This is a genomic window from Haloferax sp. Atlit-4N, from assembly GCF_003383025.1.
In the GTDB taxonomy this organism is placed as follows: Archaea; Halobacteriota; Halobacteria; order Halobacteriales; family Haloferacaceae; genus Haloferax; species Haloferax gibbonsii.
The window spans coordinates 129,679-155,748 of the sequence record NZ_PSYY01000001.1 but is presented as its reverse complement, the minus strand read 5'-3'; the positions used below and the strand labels follow the sequence as shown (position 1 = coordinate 155,748).

21 protein-coding genes are annotated in these 26,070 nt (G+C 65.8%); 16 read left to right on the top strand and 5 right to left on the bottom strand.

Translation table 11 applies throughout. From position 1 onward, the window contains the following. Nucleotides 1-32: 32 nt before the first annotated feature. A complete protein-coding gene (locus tag C5C07_RS00720; RefSeq protein WP_115804377.1) occupies nucleotides 33-410 on the top strand; it encodes a NifU family protein in 378 nt (125 codons plus the stop codon). Between the two features lie 78 nt (nucleotides 411-488). After that, nucleotides 489-2,030: a sulfatase gene (locus tag C5C07_RS00715; RefSeq protein WP_050458429.1), complete on the top strand. Its 1,542-nt coding sequence runs from the start codon at nucleotides 489-491 to the stop codon at nucleotides 2,028-2,030. Nucleotides 2,031-2,051: 21 nt separating this feature from the next. On the opposite strand, the gene C5C07_RS00710 is transcribed toward C5C07_RS00715, so the two are convergent. Continuing rightward, nucleotides 2,052-2,948: a ketopantoate reductase family protein gene (locus C5C07_RS00710; protein WP_115804376.1), complete on the bottom strand. Its 897-nt coding sequence runs from the start codon at nucleotides 2,946-2,948 to the stop codon at nucleotides 2,052-2,054. Between the two features lie 72 nt (nucleotides 2,949-3,020). Next, the gene (locus tag C5C07_RS00705) at nucleotides 3,021-3,308 is read right to left on the bottom strand and encodes a rubredoxin-like domain-containing protein (RefSeq protein ID WP_115804375.1); all 288 of its coding nucleotides are present in this window, start codon (nucleotides 3,306-3,308) and stop codon (nucleotides 3,021-3,023) included. A 169-nt stretch (nucleotides 3,309-3,477) separates the two neighbouring features. On the opposite strand from C5C07_RS00705, the gene C5C07_RS00700 reads away from it, so the two are divergent. Further along, nucleotides 3,478-4,743 carry a PQQ-binding-like beta-propeller repeat protein gene (locus tag C5C07_RS00700; protein WP_115804374.1) on the top strand — a complete coding sequence of 422 codons (1,266 nt, stop codon included), beginning with the start codon at nucleotides 3,478-3,480 and terminating at the stop codon, nucleotides 4,741-4,743. Between the two features lie 437 nt (nucleotides 4,744-5,180). On the opposite strand, the gene C5C07_RS00695 is transcribed toward C5C07_RS00700, so the two are convergent. The 3 genes from C5C07_RS00695 to C5C07_RS21510 form a co-directional block, all read right to left on the bottom strand. Beyond that, nucleotides 5,181-10,277 (bottom strand): DNA polymerase II large subunit, encoded by a 5,097-nt coding sequence (locus tag C5C07_RS00695; RefSeq protein ID WP_115804373.1) that lies wholly within the window; start codon nucleotides 10,275-10,277, stop codon nucleotides 5,181-5,183. Between the two features lie 2 nt (nucleotides 10,278-10,279). Next, nucleotides 10,280-10,699, bottom strand: coding sequence for a PPC domain-containing DNA-binding protein (locus C5C07_RS00690; RefSeq protein WP_004973980.1), 420 nt, complete (start codon nucleotides 10,697-10,699; stop codon nucleotides 10,280-10,282). An 84-nt stretch (nucleotides 10,700-10,783) separates the two neighbouring features. Beyond that, nucleotides 10,784-10,951 carry a hypothetical protein gene (locus C5C07_RS21510; protein WP_004973981.1) on the bottom strand — a complete coding sequence of 56 codons (168 nt, stop codon included), beginning with the start codon at nucleotides 10,949-10,951 and terminating at the stop codon, nucleotides 10,784-10,786. A gap of 236 nt (nucleotides 10,952-11,187) precedes the next feature. On the opposite strand from C5C07_RS21510, the gene C5C07_RS00685 reads away from it, so the two are divergent. The 13 genes from C5C07_RS00685 to C5C07_RS00625 all read left to right on the top strand — a co-directional run bounded on the left by C5C07_RS00685 (nucleotide 11,188) and on the right by C5C07_RS00625 (nucleotide 26,070). Beyond that, complete coding sequence (locus C5C07_RS00685; protein WP_004973982.1) at nucleotides 11,188-13,026, top strand: ABC transporter substrate-binding protein; 1,839 nt, start codon at nucleotides 11,188-11,190, stop codon at nucleotides 13,024-13,026. A gap of 212 nt (nucleotides 13,027-13,238) precedes the next feature. Then, entirely contained in the window at nucleotides 13,239-14,288 is a 1,050-nt protein-coding gene (locus C5C07_RS00680) for an ABC transporter permease (RefSeq protein ID WP_050458425.1), read from the top strand. 6 nt (nucleotides 14,289-14,294) lie between these two features. Next, the gene (locus C5C07_RS00675; protein ID WP_049905027.1) at nucleotides 14,295-15,734 is read left to right on the top strand and encodes an ABC transporter permease; all 1,440 of its coding nucleotides are present in this window, start codon (nucleotides 14,295-14,297) and stop codon (nucleotides 15,732-15,734) included. Beyond that, nucleotides 15,731-16,810, top strand: coding sequence for an ABC transporter ATP-binding protein (locus C5C07_RS00670; protein WP_004973984.1), 1,080 nt, complete (start codon nucleotides 15,731-15,733; stop codon nucleotides 16,808-16,810). Before C5C07_RS00675 ends, C5C07_RS00670 begins: the two co-directional genes overlap by 4 nt. Beyond that, a complete protein-coding gene (locus tag C5C07_RS00665; protein ID WP_004973985.1) occupies nucleotides 16,807-18,141 on the top strand; it encodes an ABC transporter ATP-binding protein in 1,335 nt (444 codons plus the stop codon). The genes C5C07_RS00670 and C5C07_RS00665 overlap by 4 nt, the downstream gene beginning before the upstream one ends. A 2-nt stretch (nucleotides 18,142-18,143) precedes the next feature. Next, on the top strand, nucleotides 18,144-18,581 hold the full coding sequence (locus C5C07_RS00660) for a hypothetical protein (protein WP_004973986.1): 438 nt from the start codon (nucleotides 18,144-18,146) through the stop codon (nucleotides 18,579-18,581). A gap of 59 nt (nucleotides 18,582-18,640) precedes the next feature. Further along, a complete protein-coding gene (locus C5C07_RS00655; RefSeq protein ID WP_004973987.1) occupies nucleotides 18,641-19,231 on the top strand; it encodes a hypothetical protein in 591 nt (196 codons plus the stop codon). A gap of 123 nt (nucleotides 19,232-19,354) precedes the next feature. Further along, the gene (locus C5C07_RS00650) at nucleotides 19,355-20,209 is read left to right on the top strand and encodes a CBS domain-containing protein (RefSeq protein WP_004973988.1); all 855 of its coding nucleotides are present in this window, start codon (nucleotides 19,355-19,357) and stop codon (nucleotides 20,207-20,209) included. Continuing rightward, a complete protein-coding gene (gene glyS, locus C5C07_RS00645) occupies nucleotides 20,202-21,986 on the top strand; it encodes a glycine--tRNA ligase (RefSeq protein ID WP_004973989.1) in 1,785 nt (594 codons plus the stop codon). Before C5C07_RS00650 ends, glyS begins: the two co-directional genes overlap by 8 nt. A 6-nt stretch (nucleotides 21,987-21,992) precedes the next feature. Next, nucleotides 21,993-22,595, top strand: coding sequence for a dolichol kinase (locus C5C07_RS00640; protein WP_115804372.1), 603 nt, complete (start codon nucleotides 21,993-21,995; stop codon nucleotides 22,593-22,595). Between the two features lie 73 nt (nucleotides 22,596-22,668). After that, complete coding sequence (locus tag C5C07_RS00635) at nucleotides 22,669-23,154, top strand: cation:proton antiporter regulatory subunit (protein WP_115804371.1); 486 nt, start codon at nucleotides 22,669-22,671, stop codon at nucleotides 23,152-23,154. Then, on the top strand, nucleotides 23,154-24,368 hold the full coding sequence (locus C5C07_RS00630) for a cation:proton antiporter (protein WP_050458423.1): 1,215 nt from the start codon (nucleotides 23,154-23,156) through the stop codon (nucleotides 24,366-24,368). Before C5C07_RS00635 ends, C5C07_RS00630 begins: the two co-directional genes overlap by 1 nt. Before the next feature lie 484 nt (nucleotides 24,369-24,852). Next, nucleotides 24,853-26,070 carry an argininosuccinate synthase gene (locus tag C5C07_RS00625; RefSeq protein WP_004973993.1) on the top strand — a complete coding sequence of 406 codons (1,218 nt, stop codon included), beginning with the start codon at nucleotides 24,853-24,855 and terminating at the stop codon, nucleotides 26,068-26,070.

Genomic DNA, 26,070 nt, shown 5'->3' with positions numbered 1-26,070 from the left:
GGCCTAAGCACGTTCACCTCGAAGCCGCGTGCATGAGCACGGAGACGCAGGACGGCGAGGACGACCTCAAAGAGCGTGTCGTGAACTTCCTCCGTCGGAACTTCCCGCAGATCCAGATGCACGGCGGCAGCGCGGCCATCCGCGACCTCGACCGCGAGACCGGCGAGGTCACCGTTCTCCTCGGTGGCGCTTGCTCCGGGTGCGGTATCTCCCCGATGACTATCCAGGCCATCAAGACCCGCATGGTCAAGGAGATTCCCGAGATCAACGAAGTCCACGCCGACACCGGCATGGGCGACGACGGCGGTATGGACGGCGACAGCCGCGGCGGTAGCCCGTCGTTCCCCGGCGACACCAGCGACGACACGACCGACATCGAAGACGACCAGGGCCCGCAGGCCCCGTTCTAAGTCGGCGTTTCGGACGTTTTCGTCCCGTCGTCGGCCGAGAACAGGAGTTTTATCGGCGACTACTCCCCACCCTCGGGTATGACTGCCGAGTCGCCCGAGAACGTCCTCTTCGTCGTCATGGACACGGTCCGGAAGGACCACCTCACGCCGTACGGCTACGACCGCCCGACGACGCCGGGGCTCGACCGATTCGCCGACGAGGCGACCGTCTTCGAGCAGGCCGTCGCGCCCGCGCCGTGGACGCTCCCGGTCCACGCCTCGCTTTTCACCGGGATGTACCCGAGCCAACACGGGGCCGACCAGGAGAACCCCTACCTCGAAGGCGCGACGACCCTCGCCGAGACGCTCTCGGCGGCCGGCTACGACACCGCCTGTTACTCCTCGAACGCGTGGATAACGCCGTACACGCATCTGACCGACGGCTTCGCCGACCAGGACAACTTCTTCGAGGTCATGCCCGGCGAGTTCCTGTCGGGCCCGCTGGCGAAGGCGTGGAAGACGATGAACGACAGCGACGCGCTCCGGACGCTCGCCGATAAGCTCGTCAGCCTCGGCAACACCGCCCACGAGTACCTCGCCGGCGGCGAGGGCGCGGACTCGAAGACGCCCGCCGTCATCGACCAGACCATCGACTTCATCGACGACTCCGAGGAGTTCTTCGCGTTCGTCAACCTCATGGACGCGCACCTGCCGTACCACCCGCCCGAGGAGTACAAAGAGCGCTTCGCGCCCGGCGTCGATTCGACCGACGTCTGCCAGAACTCCAAGGAGTACAACGCCGGAGCCTACGAGATCGACGACGACGAGTGGGAGGACATCCGCGGGCTCTACGACGCCGAAATCGCCCACATCGACGACCAACTCACCCGGCTGTTCGACCACCTGAAAGAGACCGGCCGCTGGGACGACACCATGGTCGTCGTCTGCGCCGACCACGGCGAACTCCACGGCGAACACGGCCTCTACGGCCACGAGTTCTGCCTGTACGACCCGCTCATCAACGTCCCGCTCATGGTCAAACACCCCGACCTCGGCGCGGGGCGACGCGACGACCAGGTCGAACTGGTCGACCTCTATCACACGGTCCTCGACTCGCTCGGCGTCGAGGGCGGCGAACCCGCGAGCCCCGGCGACGACGCGGTCGGTCTCGACCGCACGCGCTCGCTCCTGTCGGCCGACTACCGGGAGTTCGCGCGGGCGGCGAACGACGACCCCGGCCAGCGCCGAGACGGCGAGTACGCGTTCGTCGAGTACTCCCGTCCCGTGGTCGAACTCAAGCAGTTAGAGGAGAAGGCCGCGAGCGCCGGCATCGAACTCCCCGAGGACTCGCGGTTCTACTCGCGGATGCGGGCGGCGCGGCGGGCCGACGCCAAGTACGTCCGAATCGACCGCGTCCCCGACGAGGCCTACCGAATCGACGTCGACCCCGAAGAGACCGAGAACGTCGTCGATTCGGACGACGAGGCGGTCGCCGAGACGGAGGCCGCCCTCGCGGCGTTCGAAGACGCCATCGGCGGCGCGTGGACCGACGCGCTCGACACCGACGTGTCGGACGATTCAGTGGACCAGATGGACGACGAGACGCAGGACCGCCTGCGCGACCTCGGCTACCTCGAATAGCGACCGACCCCGAGTCTACTCTTAGCGTATCCCTTCTCCGCGCTCCCACGCCCGGAGCAACGCCGCGAGCGTTCGGTTCGTCGGCACCTCGAAGCCGTGTTCGGCGGCGATATCGACGACCGCACCGTTGATGGCGTCGACCTCGGTCCGCTTTCCGGCCTCGACGTCCTGCAGCATCGACGAGCGGTTCGCGGCGGTCTTTTCGACCACCCGGTCGACCGCCTCGCGGGCGACGCGATTCGGGAGCGACACGCGCTCCAATCGGGCGACTCGAGCCGTCTCGCGGGCGGCCCGGTGTGCGAGGTCGTGGGCGTCGTCCCCCGCGAGCGCGCCGTTTTCGACCCGCGAGAGCGCGGTGACCGCGTTGATGCCGGCGTTGACCGCGAGTTTCTCCCAGCGCCGCCTCGGCATGTCTGCGGCGACGAGCGTGTTGAGCCCCGCGACCCGGAACGCCTTGCCGACGCGCTCGGCGAGCGGGTCGGGACCGCCGTCGAGTGCGCCCAGGACGACCCGGCCGACCCCGGTACACTCGACGCGACCCGGTTCGACGAGCCGAGCACCGTAGGTCGCCGTTCCCGCGAGGACGGGCGCGTCGAGACGAGAGGCGAGCATCTCCTCGGTGAGCCCGTTTTGGAGCGATAGCACCGCACCCACGTCGCAGTCGGCGAGCGCGTCGGCCGCCGCCGCGGTGTCGAACGATTTGACGGTGACGAGCGCGAGGTCCGCGCTGTGGCCCGTCTCGGTCGTCGTTGCCGCGGGCGAGACGTGCGTCGACTCGGCACCGACGATGTCGAGACCGGCCGTCGACACCCGCGCTGCGTGCGGGTCGCGGGCGACGAGCGTCACGTCGTGGACCGGCGCGAGGAGGCCGCCGACGAGCGTGCCCAGACTGCCCGCGCCGAAGACGAGAATTCGCATGGCTACCCGTACTCAGCGGACGACAAAAATGGCGAGTTTCGCGGGCGCGGCGGTCGAATCGAGGGCGGCCTCTCAGTCCTCGGTCCAGTAGTAGAGTTTCTCGCGCTCGGCGCCGCAGTTCGGACAGGCGTCGGGCAGTCCGTCGATATCACCCATCTCGCCGCAGTCGCTGCACCGCCACATCAACTCGGCCTCGCCGAACTCGTGGCCGGCGCGCTCGTGTTCGACGGACATCCCGGTGAGTCCGTCGCGGGTCGTCACGAAGAAGCCGTCGTCGTCGAAGCCGCGGATGCTCCCGAGTTCGGTTCCGTCCTCCGCATACACCGTCATTCCCACCGTCGGCTGTGTCTCGTCAGCCATACCCGACTATTCGTCGCGCGAGCGAATAAAAAGGAACGGCCGATTCGACCTCAAGAACCGCGGGAGGCTCGGAGGGCTGCGAACCAAGTATAAATAATAAACTGAATATCGCGATATAGAATTCGAGAACGCGACAAGACACTTATCGAATCGGTGTCACGCTCGTAACATGTCCCGATTTCGGAGCCGTCGTCGGTTCCTCCAACTGCTCGGGGGTGCATCTCTCGGCGCCGCCGGCTGTCTCGGCCGCGACGGCGGGTCGCCGAGTACGACGACGGCCACGGAGACGACGACCACCAGGGCTGAGCCAACCACGACCTACGGTCCGACCTCCGGGCCGGACGAACGCGTGACGGCCACGCCGCCGGGTGACCCCGCGCTCTCGCCATCGGGGACGTGGCCGCAGTACCAGTTCGACGCGGGTAACACCGGCTACAATCCCGACGTCTCGGTTCCCTCCGTCGCCGAGGAGTACTGGCGGCTGAACGCCGGCGGCTCGCCCGTCCTCGACGGCGAGCGTCTCTACAACCTTCACGGCCGCGGGCGCGACAAGAGCGCGCTCGTTCGACGCGACCCCTCGACGATGGCCGAGCGGAGCGCGACCACCCTAGTCCGCTACGGGATAAACTCGCCGCCCGTCGTCGCAGGCGACCGGGTCGTCGTCACGACGTTCATCGAGGCCTTCTGCCTCGCCGCCGACCGCGACGAGGTACTGTGGCGCGGGCCGGAGATGGACGGCATCCACGGCCCGCCCGCGGTGGGAGACGGCGTCGCCGTCGTCTCTGGCGGCGGGTTCGACGGCGTTCCAACCCACCTACGGGCGTTCGAACTCGGCGACGGGACCGAGCGCTGGCACTACGACCTCGGAAGCGACGCGAAGGGCGCGCCGGCCGTCGCCGATGGCGCGGTGTTCGTCGTCACCGACGACGCCGTCCACGCCGTCGACCTCGCGACCGGCGAGCGGCGCTTCCGCGTCGAATCCCGGGCGAGCGAGTGGACGACGCCGGTCGCGACGACAGAGGCGGCGTACCTGACCACCCGCGACGACGAACTCCTCGCACTCGCCCCGACCGACGGCACCGAGCTGTGGCGGTCACCGGGGACTGGCACGCCGGTCGTCGCCGACGACGTGCTCCACGTCGCCGTCGACGGAGAGACCGCGACGCTGTCGCTCGACGACGGGAAGGAAGTGGCGGCGCGCTTCCACGGCGGTCCTCACGCGCGCGCACGAGAAACAATATTGGTCTCCGATGAACACGGACAGCTATTTGCGTACGATTCTGTAGAAGAACGTCGGCTATGGATACATCACACACCAGAAGTGCAGGTGGCTGACGTGATATCGCAGGGCGTCGGCACGGCGGTTCCGCTCGACGGGGCGGTGTACGTCGTCGCCGCCGACGGCTTCCACGGATTGGGACCGGCGCGGGACTAAGGCCGGGTGACTGCGCCGCTCGACTCGCAAAACCTGGAGGAAAAACGACTCTAGACTACATGAAGTCCGCGATACCCGACTGCTCGTTCTCCACTTTTTCCGAGTCTCACTCCGCTCGACTCGCAAAACCTGGAGGAAAAACATCTAGACTACATGAAGTCCGCGATACCCGACTGCTCGTTCTCCACTTTTTCCGAGTCTCACTCCGCTCGACTCGCAAAACCTGGAGGAAAAACGACTCTAGACTACATGAAGTCCGCGATACCCGACTGCTCGTTCTCCACTTTTTCCGAGTCTCACTCCGCTCGACTCGCAAAACCTGGAGGAAAAACGACTCTAGACTACATGAAGTCCGCGATACCCGACTGCTCGTTCTCCACTTTTTCCGAGTCTCACTCCGCTCGACTCGCAAAACCTGGAGGAAAAACGACTCTAGACTACATGAAGTCCGCGATACCCGACTGCTTGTTCTTGTCGTTCTCGAAGACTGATTCGAGGCTCTTTTCGAGCACTTCGAGTCGCTGTTTCGTGTAGTCGCGGCAGTCGAACTCCTCGGCCACCTGAATCGCGGTGTCCATGTACTTGTTCACGGAGCCCTGGTGGACCGTGAGGTTCACCCGGCCGCCACACTCCCGGCAGTCGCCCGAAAGGGGCATCCGCCGGTACTTCTCGCCGCAGTCGAGACACCGCGTCTCCTGTCGCGAGAAGGCGCGGAGGTTCCCGATGAGGTCCGGCAGGAAGTGGTACTCGATGACGCGCTCTGCCACGTCCGTCTCGTCGACCGCCCGAAGCTTCCGCGCGAGGAACAGTTGGGCGTCCATCTTGTCCATCATCGACCCGAGCGTCTTGTACGCCGAGAGGTCGGGGCCGGCGGCGATGTTCGTCGTGTCGTGGGTGTGGTCGAACCCGGTGTACTCGCGGTCGGTTCCGAGGAACTCCTCGGCGATGGTGACGTCGTCCTCCCAGTCGTCGGGGTCTTCCATCCGCAGGGTCGCCTCGTAGAACTCGCGGGGGTACTGCCGCACGATGTCCATGTTGTGCGCCTCGTCGTCGATTTCCGAGGGGTCGATGCGCGAGGACATGACGAGCGGCGCGTCCATCTGCCCGCCGCGCTTGTCAGGGAGATATTCTTTCGAGAAGTTGAGAAGACCGTCCATGAGAAGCATGACGCAGTCCTCGTCACCGTCGCACTGCGCGACGTGGAGGTCGTTGGCGACCAGCGAGTTGGTATCTTCGACGGTCAACGAGTAGGTGTGGTCGATATCGCTTTCGAGATATTCGACTGAGACGACTTCGTCAAGCCACGTATCCCCGCCGTCCGAGAAGAGACGCTGACTTCGGATGTCCGTGTCACCAAGAGCGCTCGCCAGCGCCTCGCTCTTTCGGGGGAGGTGGAAGCCAACTTCCTCGGCGAATCGAACCGCGTTCTCCGACGTGACTTTGAGGACCCACGAGTCGAACGTCGGGACCTCGTCTCCATCGTAGAACTCCGCCACCGCACCGGTCTGTGGTGTTCGGCGCTCAGAGTAGGTCTTCGCGGCGATGCCGAATCGTTTGAGGGCGGCAACGAGGTCGCGTTTGAGGTCGTCGCTCACGGTGTGCGCGCGGATCTCCACACGGTCCGAAGACGCGCTTCCGTCTCCGGAGAAGTACGCCGACAGGAAGGACCGAAGAACCGGCTTGGGGCCGGTGAGTATCGAGTCCGGGACGCGTTTGACCTCGGCACGCGACCCGCATCCGATGACGTCCGCAAACAGCGACTGAACGAGTCTGCTCGAAATCGTGACCTTCCACTCGTTCTCCTCGAACGCGTCGACGCCGAGTGCTTCGCTAACGGTATCGAGGATGCGTTCTCGGGCGATTTCGTCCGGAATACAGACCGTTGTCTGGTAGAAGTTCCCAGGCGACGCTCTCGTGAATCCTTCCGCGGCGTAGTATCCCAGTACAGTTCCGAACGCTTCGTCGATATCGAGCACTCTCGAAACGGTCGCGGTATCGCGGCGAACACCAAGAGATAGCTCACGCGGAAGCACGTCGACGACCGTTTCGACGTCTCCGAGAACCTCCACGAATACCGAGGCCGGAACGCTATCGCGAGAGACCCAGTTGTAAACCGTCGAATCGCTCCGTCCGAGTCGCTCGGCGACCGGTTTCAGATAGCCGCTCGCTTCGGTATGCTCGTCGAAGAGCGACCGGATTCGGTCCGCACCGAGTCCCCGAATCATCAGGTCTTCGGCCGGTATCGTCCCGCCGTTCAGGAACTCCGCGAGCAAGTCGAACTGAGCCGGGTCCGCGTCGATGTCGACGCACTTGGGCGACGGAAGCGCGTCGCCTTCGTCGAGTTCGTGCGCGGGAATCCGCGTGAATCCGCCGTCGCCGGCTCGAATCACCGTGTGGTCTGGAGTGACCGTTAGCTCTCTCCCACCGCGGGTCTCGATTCGTACGAGGTGGTCCTGTGCGACGTGCTTAGAGACGGCTTCGACCGGTTTCATCGTCTCTCGTCCGTCTCTGGCCAACGACGGGACGTACACGTCCCCGTCCAGTTCCTGAACGAGGGTCCCGAAGTCGTCGGTATCCGGGTCATCGAGCCGTTCCTCGACAAGCGTTCGAACCTCGTCGTATCGCCACCGGTCGGTCTCGTCTCGGTACCAGACCTTCGTCTCCGGATGGAAACAATTCCGGCGTTTCGCGGCGTGAAAGTACGGATGAGCATATCCGACCGCTGCTGTCGTGAATCCGACAACTCTGCCGACGACCGCGGCGGAGGTGTGGGGAGCCATCCCGAAGACGAGTTCGCCGATGAGGTCGTCGCGCTCTTCGATTTCGTAGAACCGGTCGAGGCCGTAGAACTGTTCGAGGAGGTCGTCGACGAAGTCGGCGGTCTGCATCATGTGCTGCGCCGCGCCGTTCGAGAGGACGATGTCCTGAACTTTGAGTTCGACCAGTTGGTCGTCGAACCGGAGGGGTTCGCCGTCGATGTCGGTCTCGTAGCCGAGTTCGCGGAAGTGGTCGGCCGTCACGTCGAGTTCCTCGGGACGGACCGCGGTGACGGGCAGGTCGGTCATGTCGTAGCGGACGGTCCCGTCTTTGAACGACGACACGTCGTGTTTCGCGCGCAGGACCCCCTTCTCGATGGGTTCGGGCGTCTTGTTCGCCGAGGTGAGCCCCTTCACACCCTTGAGAATCTGGAACGACGACTCGCGCTCGCCGACGCGTTCGAGGGCGTTTCGGTACTCGGTGTTGAGGTCGATGTCCTGCCACTCGGCGCTCTCGACGTCCCACTCGCAGCGCTCGCAGTAGACGCGTCCCGACTCGTCGGGTTCGATGACGGACCCGCAGTCGTCGCACTCGTAGTGGGGTTCGGTGTGGCCGCCGCAGTCGGGACACTTCGACTTGAAGCCGAACGCGCCGCAGTCGGGGCACTTGCGCCGGCCGAGTCGGACCGAAATCTGCCCGCGCCCGCCGGACTCGCCGCGGTGTCTGGCGGCGTCGCCCACGTCGCGTTGGCTCCCACCGGCCTCGCCGATGGGAAACAGCGTGTGGACGGCCGGCGAGAGGTCGCGGCGCTCGGACTTCTCCGGGCGCCCCATCCGGTTGCCGATGCGGGTGGGCGCGCGCTCTCGGAGGGTGAACGGCGCGACCTCGTTGACGGCCTCGACGGCGTTGTCGCCGCCGTCCCACTCGCGGGCGCGCTCGGAGAGGTCATCGAGTTCCCACGTCCGCTCGCGGTCGTCGGTGAGGCCGAGGCTCCGGGCGAGCGGTCGCCACACGGGGACCCGAAGCGTCTCGTCGGTCTGGCGGTGGGCGACGAGCAGGTGTTCGAGCGCCTCCCGAATATCGGGCGTGTTGTCGAGGACGAGCGTGCCCTCAAGCCCGCGCTCGGGTTCGTTCTCGTGTTCGAGCGCGCCGGCCGTGCCGCCGTCGGCTTCGGCGGCGACGACATCGCCGGCCGCGACGGCGTCGGCGAGCGCGTCGAACCGCTCGACGGAGATATCGTGCCAGAGGTAGGTGTACGTCGGGTGCAGCGGGGCGTCGAACTCGGTCGCCCACGAGAGGGCCTGTTCGACCGACGGCTCTTCGAGGTCGACGGCGGGGTCGTCGCGGAGCGCCTGCACGTTGGCCTCGGTCGTCTCGAAGTCCTGAATCCACCACTCGAAGACGTACGAGGCGGGCGCGAGCGGGTGGTTGTTCTCGACGAACTCGCCGAAGTTGACGAGGTACTCGCCGAGGTCGAGAATCTTCTCGACGCCGTTCTGGAGTTCCTCCGCCTCCTCGGGGTCGTCGATGCGGCGCACGTCGCCGTTGGCGAGCCTGACCGTCGGCCCCTCGATGGAGTCGACGGGGACGACGCCGCCGGCCTTGCCGGGGCGCTCGGTCTTGATTTGGGTGCCGGTGGCGATGAAGTCGTCCACGATGTGCATCGTCGCGGGGTGGACGCCCGCGGTCGCGAAGCCGTGGTTGCGGGCGCGACCGTACCGGAGGCGGAAGCCGCCGGGCGCGGAGGGGTGGCCGAACACCGGGCGGCCCGCGATGAGGTCGCGGAGGAACTTGGTCGCGGGTTCGACGCGGGTCGGTCCGTCGGGGGCGCCGCTCTCGGCGTCCTCGGCGTCAGCGTCCGCGCCGGCGTCCGCGTCGTCGGTCTCGTCGCTGTCCTCTCCGGCGTCGTCTGCCTTTGCGGCGTCTTCGTCGTCCTTTCCGATGGTACCGTCGATGAGGTCCTGAAGCCACGGCCAGTCGACCTCGTCGAGTTGGCGGGTGTAGCGCTGAATCTTCGGGGCCTTGAGCGCGATGCCCTCGGCCGCGACGAGACACATCCCGCCGCGGGCGGAGTTGGTGTCGACGCGTTCGAGGTCGCGATAGCCCGAGACCTCCTCGTCGCCGGTGGCCTCGCCGTCGAGCATGATGGGCATGTTCTGAGCGATGAAGCGCGACTCCTTGTCCTTCGGCGAGTACTGGAGACCGGTCTCCTTGTCGTAGAGGTTTATCTCCTCGACGTAGCGCTCGACCTCGTCGGTTCGAGCCTTGTACTCGTCGATGTCGAGAAGCGACCGGGCGTAGTCGGCGACGAGCACGGAGAGGGCCTGCGCGGTTCCGCCCGCCGAGCGAATCGGGCCGGCGTAGTAGACGTTGACGAACTCCGTGCCGTCGTCGTTTTCGAGGATTTCGACGCGGTCGATGCCCTCGATGGGGGCGGCGACGACCCCCTCGGTGAGGAGGGCGACGGCGGTGCGGACCGCGCCCTCGACTTTGCCTTCACGGGAGTCGTAGTCGCCGACGTTGCCGTCGACGAAGTCGGTCACGAGTTCGAGCGCGGCTTCCTCGCGGGACATCTCGCCTTCGAGTTCGCGGACGCGCTCTGCGACGCCGTCGATACCGAGGATGTTCTCCACGCGGTCGGCCATGTCCTTGGCGACCGGAATCTCGACTTCGGTCTTCGGGTCGTACCCCGTCGCCTTCGCGGCCTCCGCGAGGTCGAACGCCTCGTCGAGGCGGGATTCGATGCGACGGAAGTACCGGGAGTCCTCCTCGCGCACGGTTACAACCAGAGGTCGAGGTCGGTCACCGCGTCGTGGTCGCGTTCGAGCGGTTCCTCGAAGGCGCGGAGGTTCACTTCGCCGGCGAAGACGGTCGCCGAGTCGAGGTGGCCGGCGAGCGACTGCCCGCTGCGTCGGGAGAGAATCGCGTGCGTGTGTGCGAAGGGCTCGCCGTCGAGGAGCGCGACGTTACCCACGCAGGCGGCGACTTCGAGCGGCTCGTCGAACGTCACGGACTGGTACTCCTGGTCCGTCTGGTCGTAGAACCAGAGTTCGGCGTCCTGAACGGCACCCATGGCGTTGAACCACGCGGACTCGATGTCCTTGCGCGCGCAGAACTCCTCGATCTCCTCGCGCCAGTCCGCACCGTGTTCGAGGCGGGCGAGGTACTCCTCGCTCACCGTCACCGCTCGAGCGTTCATGCAGCGTACCACGAGCGAGTCGGACTAAAATGTGAATGGTCTGGCCGCCGGGCGTCCGGCGGCGGGCTTACGGGGCCGGAGCGATTATCGCCACTCGTCGAGTGCGAGCGCGTCGGCTACGTCAGCAGCGAGCCACGCGTCATCGCGGGAGATGTCCGCGATAATAAGACGCTGGCCCGTCTGAGAGCGATCCACCGAGGCCATGACCTCGGCGCCCGAGTCGTCGACGGAAGCCGTCGCATCCGGCGTCATGTATGATACATAGTGACACCCCTATATAAGTGGACCGAAATGGCGGGCCGAGGGGAGCCCCCGTTACCCGATTCTGTCGTCTCGAAAAAGGGTTTAAAATGTAAAACGAGTTCTGTAGGGATTCTCGTGGCAGTTTTCGCCGGTTATGTATGGTACTACATCCCTTCCACGCTACACTATATCAAACAAATCGAATACGGTAAGTTTATCCACGCGGACCGGAAAGATTGGTTCGAATGCCAGACACTAACAAACTCTCGCGTCGCCGCTTCCTGAAGGCAACGGGTGGGGCCGCTACGGCCGCCGCTCTCGCCGGTTGTACCGGCGGTGACGGTGACGAGACGACGACGACCGAATCCGGTGGCGACGAGACCACCACCGCGACGACGACCGAAGAGGACACGGGCACGGAGCTGTCCGGCTCGGTGTTCAACCGCATCCTCTCGGGCACCATCACGACGATGGACCCCGTCGCCGCGACCGACACGTCGTCGGGCATCCTCATCCAGCAGGTCTTCGACTGCTTGATGTCGTACCCGAACGCCCTGCCGACGGTCGAAAACGAGCTCGCCGCGGACTACACGGTCTCGGACGACTTCACGACCTACACGTTCCAGCTCGCCGACGCGACTTACCACAACGGTGAGACGGTCACCGCGTCCGACTTCATCTACGCGTGGGAGCGCCTCGCGGCCTCCTCGAACAGCCGCCGCGCCTACTTCATCCTCGATTCCATCGGCGTGGAACACGAGACGGACGACGAGGGCAACTACGTGCCCGGTTCGCTCGGCGTCGAAGTCGGCGAGACGGAGACCGAACTCGTCGTCAACCTCTCCGAGCCGTTCCACGACACCCTCGAGATGTTCGCCTACACCTCGTTCGCCGCCCTCCCCGAGGGCGTCCTCGGCGACATCGAGGGCTACGACGGCGAGATGGAGTACACCGAGTTCGCCTCGAACAACCCCATCGGTGCGGGTCCGTTCGAGTTCGCCTTCTGGGAGCAGGGTACCGCCGCGGCCGTCTCCAAGTACGACGACTACTACGGACAGGTCGCGCAGGTCGACAACGTCCGCTGGCAGGTCATCGAGGACGACACGGCCCGCTACAACTACGCGATGAACGAGAACGCGGACTACTTCGGACTGCCCACCGCGCAGTACGACCCCGGACTCGTTCAGGTGGAGTCGACCGACGAGTACGGTCGTGAAATCGGTAAGTACGGTCCCGTCCGCAACGGGAAGACGCTCAACTACGTCGGCGTCCCGACGCTGTCGATCTTCTACGTCGGCTTCAACATGGAGAAGGTCCCGAAGCCGGTCCGTCAGGCGTTCGCCTACGTCCTGAACCAGGGCCAGATGGTCTCGGAGGTCTTCAAGGGCCGCGGTTCCCCCGCACAGCTCTTCACGCCGCCGACTATCTTCCCCGGTGGCGCGCAGGCCGCAAACGACCTCATCGACTCGGAGTACCCCTACAACGCGGACGAGACGGACATCCAGGCCGCCCGCGAAGTCATGGAGGAAGCCGGCTACGGTGAGGACAACCAGTTCGAGGTCCAGTGGACCCAGTACAACTCCAACACGTGGGAGGAGATGGCGAGCATCCTCCGCGACCAGCTCGCGTCCGCCCACATCAACATGCAGATTCAGAAGGCCGACTTCTCGACGCTCCTCGAGCGCGGCCGCAACGGTCAGCTCGAGGCGTACACCCTCGGCTGGATCGCCGACTGGCCGGCCCCGGACAACTTCCTGCAGCTCCTGAACCCGCCGCAGACTGACACGTCCAAGCAGGGCCCCATCTCGTACGTCAACTGGACGGCCGAAAACGGCGACGCCTACCAGCAGGCGACCGACGCCTACCAGCAGGTCGTCAACAACCCGGCCCCGACCGACGAGGCCCAGCAGATCCGCGACGAGGCCTACGTCGACATCGAGACGGCCAACTGGGAAGACGTCGCGATGCTGCCCATCTACAACCGCAAGGACGAGACGTTCTGGTACGACACCGTCAACATCGAACCGTTCGGTGGGATGGGTCCGAGCCGCCAGAAGCTCAACAACGTCACGCTCAACCGGTAAGACTGGGTAGCGCGGGCGCATCTTCGCGTCCCGTCTCAGTTGAAACTCCCGGTTATTTTTGACAAGCGTACAGTTAGTTACCACTATATACTATAATCCTGCAGTAGAGTTGCTGAAACTACGACATTAGGGCTTCGAAGCGCAAGACATATCCATACCACTCATTAAACCAGTACAATAATGTCCGCTCGAACGGTCTGCGAGGTGATGCCATGAGTCGATGGCAGTACTTCCTCCGCAGGGTACTGATGTCGATTCCTGTCGTCATCTTCGGGACGACGATTACGTTTGCCCTCATCCGCCTGGGGCCACTCGACCCCGTTTCGGCGATTCTGGGGACGCAATACAACCCACAGGCGGCAGAACAGATTCGGACGAACCTCGGGTTGAACCAGCCGCTCTGGAGTCAGTACCTCGACTTCATGTATCGACTGTTCACCTTCCAACTCGGCCAGTCGTGGGTCATCGCACCCGGGACGACCGCGTACGAACTCATCGAAATCTACGCGCCCCGGACGATTTGGCTCGGCTTCTGGTCGGTCGTCATCGCGCTGTTCGTCGGGATTCCGCTCGGCTTCTACGCCGGACTGAACCCGAACACGCCCTCCGACTACGTCGCCTCCTTCGGCGGAATCGTCTGGCGCGCGATGCCGAACTTCTGGCTGGCCATCATGCTTGTCACGGCCCTCTCGCAGCTCGGGACGTGGACCAATGGCCTGTTCACGTGGCAGACGTGGATCGTCAGGACGAACGTCGTGACGCCGCCGGCGCTCGGCTTCTTCCAATCGCCGGTCGAACAGTTCCTCGAAGACCCCGGCGGGTGGACCGAGTCGTTCATCCGGGCGACGAAGCAAATCGCCCCGGCCGCGCTGGTCCTCGGGTCGGCGTCGATGGGTAACGAGATGCGCATCGGCCGCACCGCCGTCCTCGAGACCATCAACTCGAACTACGTCGAGACCGCCCGTGCGAAGGGCGTCTCCGGGCGCTCGCTCGTCTGGAAGCACATCTTCCGGAACGCGCTCATCCCGCTCGTGCCCATCATCACGGGCGAGGCGTTCCTGCTTCTCGGCGGGTCCGTGTTCGTCGAGACAGTCTTCGCCATCAACGGCCTCGGCTGGCTGTTCTTCAACGCAGCCATCAACGGGGACCTGCCGCTCATCGGGACGCTGATGTTCATCTTCATCCTCATCCTGGTCGGCACGAACATCCTACAGGACTTCCTGTACACGATTATCGACCCGCGCGTCGGGTACGACGGGTGAATCACAGTGAGCACGACAACCGAAACCGAAATTCCGCTCCGACAACGAGTCGCTGAGAACCCCCAGCCCGCGCTGATTTGGGCCGCCGTCGGTGCCGTCCTCATCGGCGTCGAGCTGGGCGCTATCCTCCAAGTCGTCGGTGCCATCGCCGGCGTGGTCGTCAACCTCATCCCCGGTGACCCCGGCGCGTCGGCCGTCCAGTCGCTGCAGGCGGCGTTCGACGCGATTCCGACGCTCATCTCCCGCGACGTGATTCCGAACCAGGGCTACTGGAACGGGACCGGCTACGAGAACACGTTCCTCGGGCTCTCGCCCGCGGTCGCGTGGGCCATCCGCGTCGCGGTCGTCTACGCGTACGCCTTCGCGGTGCTGGCGTGGGCGTGGAACGGCTACAAGCGGTTCCGCCGCCACTACCGCCGCGTCGACTGGACGCCGCGGGACGACGTGGTCAACCGCTTCCGGGGCCACTCCTGGGGCAAGTTCGGGCTCATTATCGTCATCACGTTTGTGGTCATGGCGGTATTCGCGCCCACGCTCGGGCCGACCACGATGGAACAGAACATCCTCCAGCCGTACGACTACGAGGTCAGCTACTGGAGCGAAGACACCCAGAGCGTCGAGACCGTCCTCGTCGGCGAGGCCAATCTCGGCTCCGGGTCGCAGGGAGCGGGTGACGAGAACGTCGCGCCGCTGACGTACGACGACTTCGGCAGATTCCACCCGTTCGGCACGGCGACAAACGGGAAGGACTTGTTCACACAGGTGGTGTTCGGGGCCAGGATATCCCTGACCATCGCCGTCGTCGCCATGGGCATCGCCGGCCTCATCGGACTCGCCTTGGCCATGATAACGGCGTACTACAAGGGACTGGCAGACTTGGCAACGGTGTTAGTCTCCGACTCGATACAGGCGTTGCCGGTCATCATGGTCCTCATCTTGATGCTCGTCATCTTCCAGAACACCTGGGTGAGGGAGTTGTACGACGGCGCGGTGCTCATCATCCTCATCTTCAGTATCGTCTACTGGCCGTTCATCTGGCGGTCGATACGTGGGCCAGCGCTCCAGGTCTCCGAGCAGGACTGGATCGACGCCGCGAAATCGTTCGGCCAGACGCCGACGCAGGTCATGCGCAAGCACATGGCCCCCTACGTGTTCAGCTACATGCTCATCTACGCCTCGCTCAGTCTCGGTGGTATCATCATCAGCGTCGCCGGGCTCTCGTACCTCGGGCTCGGCATCACCGCGCCGACCCCCGAGTGGGGCCGGCTCATCGCGAACGGACAGCAGTACGTCGCGAGTCCCTCGTGGCACATCTCGCTGGTTCCCGGCCTCCTCATCACGCTCGTCGTGACCGGCCTGAACGCCTTCGGCGACGGCATCCGCGACGCCATCGACCCGCAGGCGGACACCGGTGACGAGGCCGCGGCCACGGGAGGTGGCGCATGAGCACCGAACAGGCGAGTTCGGCCCGCACCGAGGGCGAGCCCCTGCTCTCCATCGAGAACCTCCGAACGTCGTTCTACACCGACAAGGAGGTCATTCGCGCGGTCGACGGCATCTCGTTCGACATCTTCCGCGGCGAGACCGTGGGTATCGTCGGCGAGTCCGGTTCGGGCAAGTCGGTCACGGCCCGCTCTATCATGCGGCTGGTGGAAAAGCCCGGCCGCATCGAGAACGGCCGCATCATGTACGACGGCGAGGACCTCCTCGACAAGTCGCCGAAGCAGATGCGCTCCATCCGCGGCGGCAGCATCGCGATGGTGTTCCAGGACCCGCTGACGAGCCTGAACCCCGTCTACACCGTCGGCAACCAGATCAAGGAGGCGCTTCGACTCCACCGCGGACTGAGCGGGTCGAAGGCGACGAAAGAGGCCATCGAACTGCTCGAAGCGGTCGGGATTCCGGACGCGCACCGCCGCGTCCGCGAGTACCCCCACCAGTTCTCCGGCGGGATGCGCCAGCGCGCCGTCATCGCGATGGCGCTCGCGTGCGACCCCGAACTGCTCATCTGCGACGAGCCGACGACGGCGCTCGACGTGACCATCCAGGCGCAGATTCTGGAACTCCTCGAAGAGCTTCAGGAGGAACGCGACCTCGGCATCATGTTCATCACCCACGACATGGGCGTCATCGCCGAAATCGCCGACCGCGTCAACGTGATGTACGCGGGCGAAATCGTCGAGAGCGCACCCGTCGTCGAACTGTTCGAGTCGCCGAAACACCCCTACACGCAGGGGCTTCTCAACTCCATCCCCGGACAGGGGCTCGACGAGGACGAGCGCCTCGCGACCATCGAGGGCGACGTGCCGACACCCAACGAGGACCCGACGTACTGTCGGTTCGCCCCCCGGTGTCCGAAGGCGTTCGCCGAGTGCGACACGGTACATCCGGTCCCCGTCGACGTGGGCGACAGCGCGGACGACCACCGAGCGTCGTGTCTGCTGTACCCCGAGGACCTCCCGTCCGAGGAGGCGGTCGCCGTCCACCGCGAGGGCGGACAGCGCGGAGGTGACACGCGATGAGTACGACATCCACCGAAGAAGAGCGGAGCACCGAGGCGCGCGGAGACACCATCCTCGAGGTCAACGACCTCAAGACCTACTACGAGGACGGCGGCTTCCTCGGCAGCAACCCCGTGAAAGCGGTTGACGGCGTCTCGTTCGACATCCAGCGCGGCGAGACGCTCGGACTCGTCGGTGAGTCCGGCTGCGGGAAGTCCACGCTCGGTCGCACGCTGATGCGCCTCGAAGAGGCCACCGCGGGCGAGGTCAAACTCAACGGCACGGATATCACCACGCTGTCCGGCTCGGACCTCAAGCAGTTCCGCAAGGACGTACAGATGGTGTTCCAGGACCCCGATTCGAGCCTCAACGAGCGGATGACCGTGGGCGAAATCGTCCGCGAGCCGCTCGACGTCCACGACTGGAAGACGCCGTCGGAGCGCCGCGAGCGCGTCCGCGAACTGCTCGAAACCGTCGGCCTGCAGGAACAGCACTACTACCGCTACCCGCACCAGTTCTCCGGCGGCCAGCGCCAGCGCATCGGCATCGCCCGCGCGCTCGCGCTCGAACCGGAGTTCATCATCCTCGACGAGCCGGTGTCGGCGCTCGACGTGTCCGTGCAGGCGAAGATTCTGAACCTGCTCGAAGACCTGCAAAACGAGTTCGGGCTGACGTACCTGTTTATCGCCCACGACCTCGCGGTCGTCCGCCACATCTGCGACCGCGTCGCCGTGATGTACCTCGGCAACATGATGGAAATCGGACCGGCGGACGAGATGTTCGACCAACCGGCGAACCCGTACACGCACGCGCTGTTGTCGTCGATTCCGGAGCCGGACCCGACTATCGAGCGCGACCGAATCACCCTCCGCGGAACGCCGCCGAGCCCGCGGGACCCGCCGGCGGGCTGTCCGTTCTCGACGCGCTGTCCGGTGAAGATTCGCCCGGAGGCGTACAGAGACATGGACCCAGAGCTCTGGGAGCGCATCGAGGTCTTCCGCGAGGTGCTGCGGGAGCGCTCGCGCGCCGACCCCTCGTTGAGCGACCGCGTCCGGAAACTGCTCGGCCGCGAGAGCCACCGCGCCGGGATGGACGAAATCATCCCCGAACTGTTCGGCGAACTGGACGTGCCCTCGGGCGTGATGACCCACATCCGCGAGGCCGCCGATTACGCCGAAAACGACGACGAGGACGCCGCACAGACCTACCTCCACGAGGAGTTCGGGAGCGTCTGTGACCACGAGCGACCCGACCAGCTCACGGTCGGCAACCGGGGGCGCTTGAGCCTCTGTCACCGTCACGAACCCGAGTACGAAGAGCCGGCGGCCGTCTTCGAGACGCTCGTTCAATAGCCATGGAGTTCGACCCACGCCGCTTCGGCGTCAAGACCATCGACGCCGTGGTCTACGCCGTCTCCCTCACCGGCGTGGTGTTCGTCGTGACCGCCCTCGTGAGCACGCTCGCCGGCAACGGACTGCCCGGCGCGAAGTGGCTCATGTTCTTTCTCGGGTTCGCCATGTTCGGCTACGCGTCGCTGAAGGTCCGCCCGAAGGCGGCCTGGAAGGGCGGCGACGAAAACGGTGGCACCGACGGCGGCCTGTTCTCGGGGAGCGACGAGCCCGTCGGCGTCGAGAAACTCGTCGGGAACGCGCTCGACGCGGTACTGCCGCCGCGACTGCGACCCGCGAACAGCGACGAGCGGCCGTCGAGCGGGGTGAAACTCCTCCTCGCGTCGGTCTGTATCCTCGCGGCCTCGTACGCGATGGAGGTCGTCTTCGGCATCAACTACTGACCGCCTCGGACCCCCGTGGCCTTCGATGCCTTTTACCATATACGTCGTCCAGAACGGGTATGGCCGAACTCGGAGACGACGAGACGCCCGATGTCGAACGAATCGCCAGCGAGGCGGACCGCCGCCGCGAGGCGTGGGGCGCGACGCTCGACGACATGACAGCGATGGCCGACGAGTTCGAAGCCGACGGGTGGGAGACGGTCCGCATCCCGGCGGGCGACAGCGGTCCGTTCGGTCCCTCCAGCGGCAAGGGCGACGAGGGGGCGTTCGGCCTCGCGTACGTCATTCCCGGCGACAAGGCCGAGACGGTCGCCGACCTGTTCGAAGCGACATCGTTCCCCGAGTACGAGGTGTACCGCGCGGAGAACGACGGCCGCGTCTACATGGTGACGGCGCTGTTCTCGCCGGACGCCGAGACCGCTATCTTCCTCGCGGGCGCGTGGGACCTCCGCGAGGCGCTCGAGTGTGCGACCGTCGCCGTCGAGGAAGGGCGGATGTACACCTACCTGCAGAAGCTCGACGGCACCGTCGTCGGCGTCGTCGAGCACGACGACCCCGAGAAGTTCTTCCCCAACCTCGACGCGATTCGGCGATACGCGCCGAACAGCGGCGACGACGAGGCCGAAGGCGACGCCAGCGACGACAACTGAGTCGGGGGCGTCCCGCTTTCGTTTTCGGAGGACTCGCGACGCTCCCGCGAGCGGCGGCGGACGCCTGTCAACGAACCGAAAGCGTTCGCAGAGTACATTAGGCGGGGGGAAGAAAGCGGGTGTATGAAAGTAGCCGACGCGATGACCCGCGGTGAGGAGGTCGTGACGGTGTCCCTGCCGGGCACCCGCGACGACGTTCTGGAATACCTCCAAGAGCGTGGGTTCTCTTCTGTTCCTGTGGTGAAAGAGACCGACGAGGGGACGAAGTACCGAGGGCTCATCTCTCGGGAGGACCTCATCGAACACCCCGACGAGGACCAGCTGGCGGTGCTCGTCCGCGAGGTGCCGACCGCGAGCGCCGACGACGACCTCGAAGCGGCGGCCGCGACGATGGTCTCGGAGGGCGCGCGCCGAATCCCCGTCGTCGACGGCGACGCCATCGAGGGCATCCTCACCGTCACCGACGTGGTCCGGGCCATCGCCCGCGGCGACATCGACGGCGAGACCGAGGTCGGCGACCTCGCCGCCCGCGACGTGAACACGACGTACGTCGACGTCCCCCTGCACATCGTCGAGCGCGAGATATTCTACGCGAACGTTCCCTACGCGGTCGTCCTCGACGACGAGGCCTCGCTGGCCGGCATCGTGACCGAAGTCGACATCATCGAGGTCGCCCGCGTCGTCGAAGGCGAGGCCGGCACCGGCGACTCGGTCGCCAACCAAGACGACGAGTGGATGTGGGAGGGAATCAAGGCGGTCGGCAACCGTTACATCCCGACCCGGAACGTCGAGATTCCGGCCGAGCCGGTCTCGAAGTTCATGACCGACGACCTCGTGAGCGTCCCGACGCGCGCCACCGCCAAGGACGCCGCCCAGACGATGATTCGCGAGGACATCGAGCAGATTCCGCTCGTCTCCGGCGACGAACTCATCGGCATCGTCCGCGACATCAACCTGCTGGAGGCGCTGTATGAGTGAGGGCGACGAGTCCGCCGCGCTCACCGAACTCGCGAAGCGCCGAGGCTTCTTCTTCGGTTCCTCGGAGGCCTACGGCGGCGTCGGCGGGTTCTACACCTACGGCCCGCAGGGCGCGGCCCTGAAGTCCAACGTCGAAGAGGCGTGGCGCGAGCGCTTCGCCGTCCAGGAGGGTAACCTCGAAATCGAAGCGCCGACCATCATGCCCGAGCCCGTCTTCGAGGCGTCGGGCCACCTCGACGGCTTCGACGACATGCTCGTCGAGTGCGCCGAGTGCGGCGAGTCCCACCGCGCGGACCACCTCATCGAGGACAACTCCGAACTGGAGGACGCGGAGACGCTGTCGCCCGAGGAGGCGGCGGAGAAAATCGCCGACCTCGGCCTCGTCTGTCCGACCTGCGGCGCGGACCTCGCCGGGCAGTCGGTCGAGGACTTCAACCTCATGTTCGAGACGAACATCGGCCCCGGCTCCTCGACGCCGGGCTACCTCCGCCCCGAGACGGCGCAGGGCATCTTCGTGGAGTTCCCGCGCATCAAGGAGTACGCGCGCAACAGCCTCCCGTTCGGCGTGACGCAGGTCGGCCGCGCCTACCGCAACGAGATTTCGCCGCGGAAGAGCATCGTCCGCACCCGCGAGTTCACGCAGGCCGAACTGGAGCACTTCATCGACCCCGAGCGCGACGAGGCCGACCTCTCCGCGGTCGAGGACGTGGAGGTGCTCCTGTACCCCGCGACCGAGCAGGAGGCCGACGACGGCGACTACGTCGAGACGACCATCGGCGAGGCCGTCGAGGACGGCGTCATCGGCAACGCGTGGCTCGGCTACTTCCTCGGCATCGCCCAGGAGTGGTACGAGACGGTCGGCGTCGACATGGACCGCTTCCGCTTCCGCCAGCACCTCGCGGGCGAGCGCGCCCACTACTCCTCGGACTGCTGGGACGCCGAGAGCGAAGTCGACGGCGACTGGATAGAAATCGCGGGCTTCTCGTACCGCAGCGACTACGACCTCTCGAAGCACGGCGAGTACGGCGACGACGACTTCACCGTCTTCCAGCAGTACGACGAGCCGAAGACGGTCGAGCGCGCCGTCGTCGACCCCGACATGGCGACGCTCGGCCCCGAGTTCGGCGCGCAGGCCGCCGACGTGGCCGAGGCGCTGGAGACGCTCGCCGAGCGCGACCCCGACGCCTTCGACGCCGACGAGGTGACCCTCGACATCGACGGCGAGGACATCACCGTCGACACCGACGTGGCGAACTTCTCGGTCGAGACGCAGACCGAGGCGGGCGAGCACATCACCCCGCACGTGGTCGAACCCTCGTTCGGTATCGACCGCACGGTGTACACGCTCCTCGCGCACGCGTACGAGACCGACGAGGTCGACGGCGAGGCGCGGAGCTACCTCTCGCTTTCGCCCTCGGTCGCGCCGACGAACGTCGGCGTCTTCCCGCTCGTGAGCAACGTCGACGAACTGGTCGACCTCGCCGACGACGTGGCCGCCGAACTCCGCGCGGCCGGCTTCGCGGTCGTCTACGACGACTCGGGGAGCATCGGTCGGCGCTACCGCCGACAGGACGAGGTGGGCACGCCGTTCTGCATCACCATCGACCGCGACGGGCTCGAAGGCGACGGCGCGAACACCGTCACCATCCGCGAGCGCGACAGCGGAAAGCAAGTCCGACTGCCCGTCGACGACCTCGTCGGAACGCTCGTCGGCCTGCGCGCCGGCACCGCCTCGTTCGACGACGTGCTCGACGAGAACGAGGTCGTCGAGGCGTAACCCGCCGTGGGGCGACCGAACACCGCCGAGGTGAAACGGCGACTGGTCCACGCGAGCGGCTCGGGGATGCCGCTTTTGTACCTCCTCGGGCTGGTCGAGTGGCGTACCCTCGGGTATCTGTTCGTCTTCCTCGCGGCGGTCGTCAGCGTCCTCGAACTGCTCCGGCTGTTCGGCGGCCTCGACTGGGCCATCTACGACGACCTCACCCGCGAGTACGAACAGGACAACGTCGCCGGCTACGCGCTGTACGTCTACAGCCAGACCGCCGTCGCGCTGGTGTTCGGCCCGCACGTCGCCATTCCGGGGATGCTCATGCTCACCATCGGCGACCCGATAAGCGGCCTCATGGGCTCCGCGCCGGTCGGCGAACTGAAGTCAGCGCGGACGCTCGCGGCGATGTTCGCGGTCTGTTTCGTCCTCGCCGCCCCGTTCGTGATTCCCGTCTCGGGACTCGTCGTCGGCGGACTCGCCGCGGCCGTCGGAGCCGCCGGGGCGACGCTGGCCGACGGCGCGAAGCCGGTCGTCGCCGGCTACGTCATCGACGACAACCTCTCGATTCCGCCGGTCGCCTGTACCGCCATCGCGGTGACGCTCTGGCTGCTCGCCTGAGCGGAACGCGGTCGGCGTTCGGGCGTCGGTCCGTGATGCGATTTTATTTCGGTCGGCGACGAACCGGACAGTCATGACTGTCTACGAGAGCGACCTTCCGGGCGTCGGGAAGAAACACGAGGTGGAACTCGGCGACGGCTCCCGACTCGTCATCGTGACGCACAACACCGGCAAACGGGAGGTGTTCCGGCGTCCGAACGCCGACAGCGACTCCGAGAAGCTGTTCGAGCTCACCGACAAACTCGCCCGGCAGGTGGGGACGCTCCTCGAAGGCGCGTACTTCCAGCCGGTCCAGACGGAGAACATCGAGACGCTTCTCGGCGGGGACACGCTCATCGAGTGGGTGGAAGTCGGTGCCGGTTCCGAGGTAGCGGGCAAGACCCTCGGCGAGTCCGACCTCCGGCAGGCGACCGGCGCGTCCGTCATCGCCATCGAGCGCGGCGACGAGGTCATCACGTCGCCCGGCGGCGACGCGATAGTCGAAGCCGGCGACACGCTGGTCGTCATCGGTCCGAAGGCGGCCTGCCGCGACTTCACAGCGCTCGTCAAAGGGACCTGATGGCGGCGGCGCTGCTCGAATTCGGCTACCTGTTCGCCGTCCTCGCGGTCGTCGGAGCGGTCGCGCTCCGCCTCGGCCTGTCGGTGATTCCCCTCTACGTCGTCGGCGGCGTCGTCGCCGGGCCGTACGTCGCCGGGCGGTTCGGCCTCCCGTACGTCCCGAACGGCGAGGTGGTGGCGATTCTGGCGGAGCTCGGTATCGTCCTCCTCCTGTTTTTCCTCGGGTTGGAGTTCAGCCTCGACCGACTCCGGTCGTCGGGGGCGAAAATCGGCCGCGCGGGCGTCATCGACCTCGCGGTGAACCTGCCAATCGGCATCGCCATCGGTCTCGTCCTCGGGTGGTCGCCGGTGGAGGCGCTGCTGCTCGGCGGCATCGTCTACATCTCGTCGTCGGCCATCGTGACGAAGACGCTCATCGACCTCGGATGGATCGCGGACCCCGAGTCGGAGCCGATTCTGGGCACGCTCGTCTTCGAGGACCTCGCCATCGCGGTCTACCTCGCGGTCGTCACCTCGCTCGTGCTCGGCGGCGACGGCGGCGTCGCGGCCATCGGTCGCTCGCTCGCCATCGCCTTCGGCTTCCTCGGCCTCCTGTTCGTGGCCGTCCAGTACGGAACGGCGCTTTTCGCCCGCGTCCTCGACGTGGAGAACGAGGAGGCGTTCGTCCTACGGGCGCTCGCGGTCGTCGTTCCCATCTCGGGTGCGGCGCTCGCGCTCGGGGTGAGCGAGGCCGTCGCGGCGTTCTTCGTCGGGATGGGCTTTTCGACGAGCGGCCACCGGGAGCGACTCGAACACCTGCTCGTCTCGGTCCGCGACGTGTTCGCCGCGGTGTTCTTCTTCTGGATCGGCCTCGGTACCGACCCGACGCTGTTGGCGGCGGCGGCCGTCCCGCTCGCCATCGCGGTCGTCGTGTCGACGCCGTCGAAGATTCTCTCGGGCTATTTCGGCGGTCGGGCGTACGACCTCTCGGCGCACCGGTCGCTCCGGGTCGGCGTCGGGTTGGTGCCGCGCGGCGAGTTCTCGCTCGTCATCGCGGCGCTGGCCGCCGCGGGGACGACGCCGGTGATGCGCGAAATCATCCCGGCGTTCGCGGTCGGCTACGTCTTCGTCATGAGCGCGCTCGGAACGGTGCTGATGCAGCGGTCGGACCTCGTGGAGCGACTCGTGTTCCGCGGCGGCGCGGCGGACGGAGATGCCTCGACCGAGAGCGCCTGACTCGCCCCGGCGCGGCGTTTTCGACCCGTCGACGCCGACCGATCCGAACGGCCACAGAACACTTATCCGAGGAGTCGTCACGTTGCGGGTGCTATGACCCTTATCGAGTGGCTCATCATCGCAGTCGTCGTGCTCGCGATTATCGCGCTCGTGGTCGCGCTCGTCGACAACGAACTACTGGTCGAACTCGCCGGGGAGTTGCTCGACTGAGGAAACGTTTGCGTCGCCGGAAGCGTTTAATAGGGAAGACGTCGTAGCGTTTCGCAACCATGGCGACTCGCAGCACCTTCGCCACTTTTGCCCCGCTGCGAGCCGCGGCTGTCCGACCCCGACGACGGGCCCTTTAGGGCCACAATCATCATCTCCTTCGGGACACGTCGAAATCGCTAATCACCTATTTTCGTGCCTATAGGCATCTCTACCACTTAATTTCAGAAATTGAATGCAAAGAATTTATCTGTATGTCCCCGCCACAGACGAGTACATGAAGAAAGTCGCACTCGCGTTCTCGGGCGGACTCGACACAACAGTCTGCGTCCCGATTCTCGAAGAGGAGTACGGATACGACGAAGTCGTCGGCGTCACCGTCGACGTCGGCCAGCCGGAAGAGGAGTTCGAGGAGGCCTACGAGACGGCCGAGGCCCTCGGACTGGAACACTACGTCGTCGACGCGAAACAGGAGTTCGCACAGCTCTGTCTCGACTCGGTGTGCGCCAACGCGGACTATCAGGGCTATCCGCTCGGCACCGCGCTCGCGCGCCCGGTCATCGCTAAGGCCATCCTCGGACTCGCCGAAGAGAAGGACTGTGACGGTATCGCCCACGGCTGTACGGGCAAGGGCAACGACCAGCTTCGCTTCGAAGCGGTCTGGCGCGCCTCCGACCTCGAAGTCATCGCACCCGTCCGCGAGATGGGCATGACCCGCGAGTGGGAAATCGAGTACGCCGCCGAGAAGGACCTCCCGGTGCAGGGCGGCAACGAGGGCGTCTGGTCCATCGACACGAACCTCTGGAGCCGTTCCATCGAGGGCGGCAACCTCGAAGACCCCGGCTACGTCCCGCCGGAGGACATCTACGAGTGGACCGACCAGCCGTCCGGCGAGACGGAACTCATCGAAATCGCGTTCGAAGACGGCTACCCGGTCGCCGTCGACGACGAGGAGATGGAACCCCTCGAACTCATCTCGTTCCTCAACGAGAAGGCCGGCAAGCACGGCGTCGGCCGCACCGACATGATGGAAGACCGCATGCTCGGCCTCAAGGTGCGCGAGAACTACGAGCACCCGGCCGCGACGACGCTCCTGAACGCCCACGAGGCGCTCGAAGGGCTCGTCCTCACGAAGGAGGAACGCGACTTCAAGGCCACCGTGGACAACGAGTGGTCCCAGAAGGCCTACGAGGGCCTCATCGACGCCCCGCTCGTGGGCGCGCTGAACGCCTTCCTCGAGAAGACCCAAGAGCGCGTCACGGGCACCGTGACCATCAAGTTCGAGGGCGGGCAGGCCCGCCCGGTCGGTCGCAAATCCGAGTACGCCGCGTACTCCGAGTCCGCCGCCTCCTTCAACACGGAGACGGTCGACGGCATCGAACAGGCCGACGCGACGGGCGTCGCCAAGTACCACGGCTTCCAGGCGCGCCTCGCCAACCAGAACGCGAAGAAGGAAAAGCCCGAACTGGCCGCAGACGGCGGTAGCGACGAGTAA

Coding starts and splice junctions, on each gene's coding strand:
- C5C07_RS00720 (WP_115804377.1), top strand. CDS start 33: ATGAGCACGGAGACGCAGGACGGCGAGGACGACCTCAAAGAGCGTGTC.
- C5C07_RS00715 (WP_050458429.1), top strand. CDS start 489: ATGACTGCCGAGTCGCCCGAGAACGTCCTCTTCGTCGTCATGGACACG.
- C5C07_RS00710 (WP_115804376.1), bottom strand. CDS start 2,948: ATGCGAATTCTCGTCTTCGGCGCGGGCAGTCTGGGCACGCTCGTCGGC.
- C5C07_RS00705 (WP_115804375.1), bottom strand. CDS start 3,308: ATGGCTGACGAGACACAGCCGACGGTGGGAATGACGGTGTATGCGGAG.
- C5C07_RS00700 (WP_115804374.1), top strand. CDS start 3,478: ATGTCCCGATTTCGGAGCCGTCGTCGGTTCCTCCAACTGCTCGGGGGT.
- C5C07_RS00690 (WP_004973980.1), bottom strand. CDS start 10,699: ATGAACGCTCGAGCGGTGACGGTGAGCGAGGAGTACCTCGCCCGCCTC.
- C5C07_RS21510 (WP_004973981.1), bottom strand. CDS start 10,951: ATGACGCCGGATGCGACGGCTTCCGTCGACGACTCGGGCGCCGAGGTC.
- C5C07_RS00685 (WP_004973982.1), top strand. CDS start 11,188: ATGCCAGACACTAACAAACTCTCGCGTCGCCGCTTCCTGAAGGCAACG.
- C5C07_RS00680 (WP_050458425.1), top strand. CDS start 13,239: ATGAGTCGATGGCAGTACTTCCTCCGCAGGGTACTGATGTCGATTCCT.
- C5C07_RS00670 (WP_004973984.1), top strand. CDS start 15,731: ATGAGCACCGAACAGGCGAGTTCGGCCCGCACCGAGGGCGAGCCCCTG.
- C5C07_RS00665 (WP_004973985.1), top strand. CDS start 16,807: ATGAGTACGACATCCACCGAAGAAGAGCGGAGCACCGAGGCGCGCGGA.
- C5C07_RS00660 (WP_004973986.1), top strand. CDS start 18,144: ATGGAGTTCGACCCACGCCGCTTCGGCGTCAAGACCATCGACGCCGTG.
- C5C07_RS00655 (WP_004973987.1), top strand. CDS start 18,641: ATGGCCGAACTCGGAGACGACGAGACGCCCGATGTCGAACGAATCGCC.
- C5C07_RS00650 (WP_004973988.1), top strand. CDS start 19,355: ATGAAAGTAGCCGACGCGATGACCCGCGGTGAGGAGGTCGTGACGGTG.
- glyS (WP_004973989.1), top strand. CDS start 20,202: ATGAGTGAGGGCGACGAGTCCGCCGCGCTCACCGAACTCGCGAAGCGC.
- C5C07_RS00635 (WP_115804371.1), top strand. CDS start 22,669: ATGACTGTCTACGAGAGCGACCTTCCGGGCGTCGGGAAGAAACACGAG.
- C5C07_RS00630 (WP_050458423.1), top strand. CDS start 23,154: ATGGCGGCGGCGCTGCTCGAATTCGGCTACCTGTTCGCCGTCCTCGCG.
- C5C07_RS00625 (WP_004973993.1), top strand. CDS start 24,853: ATGAAGAAAGTCGCACTCGCGTTCTCGGGCGGACTCGACACAACAGTC.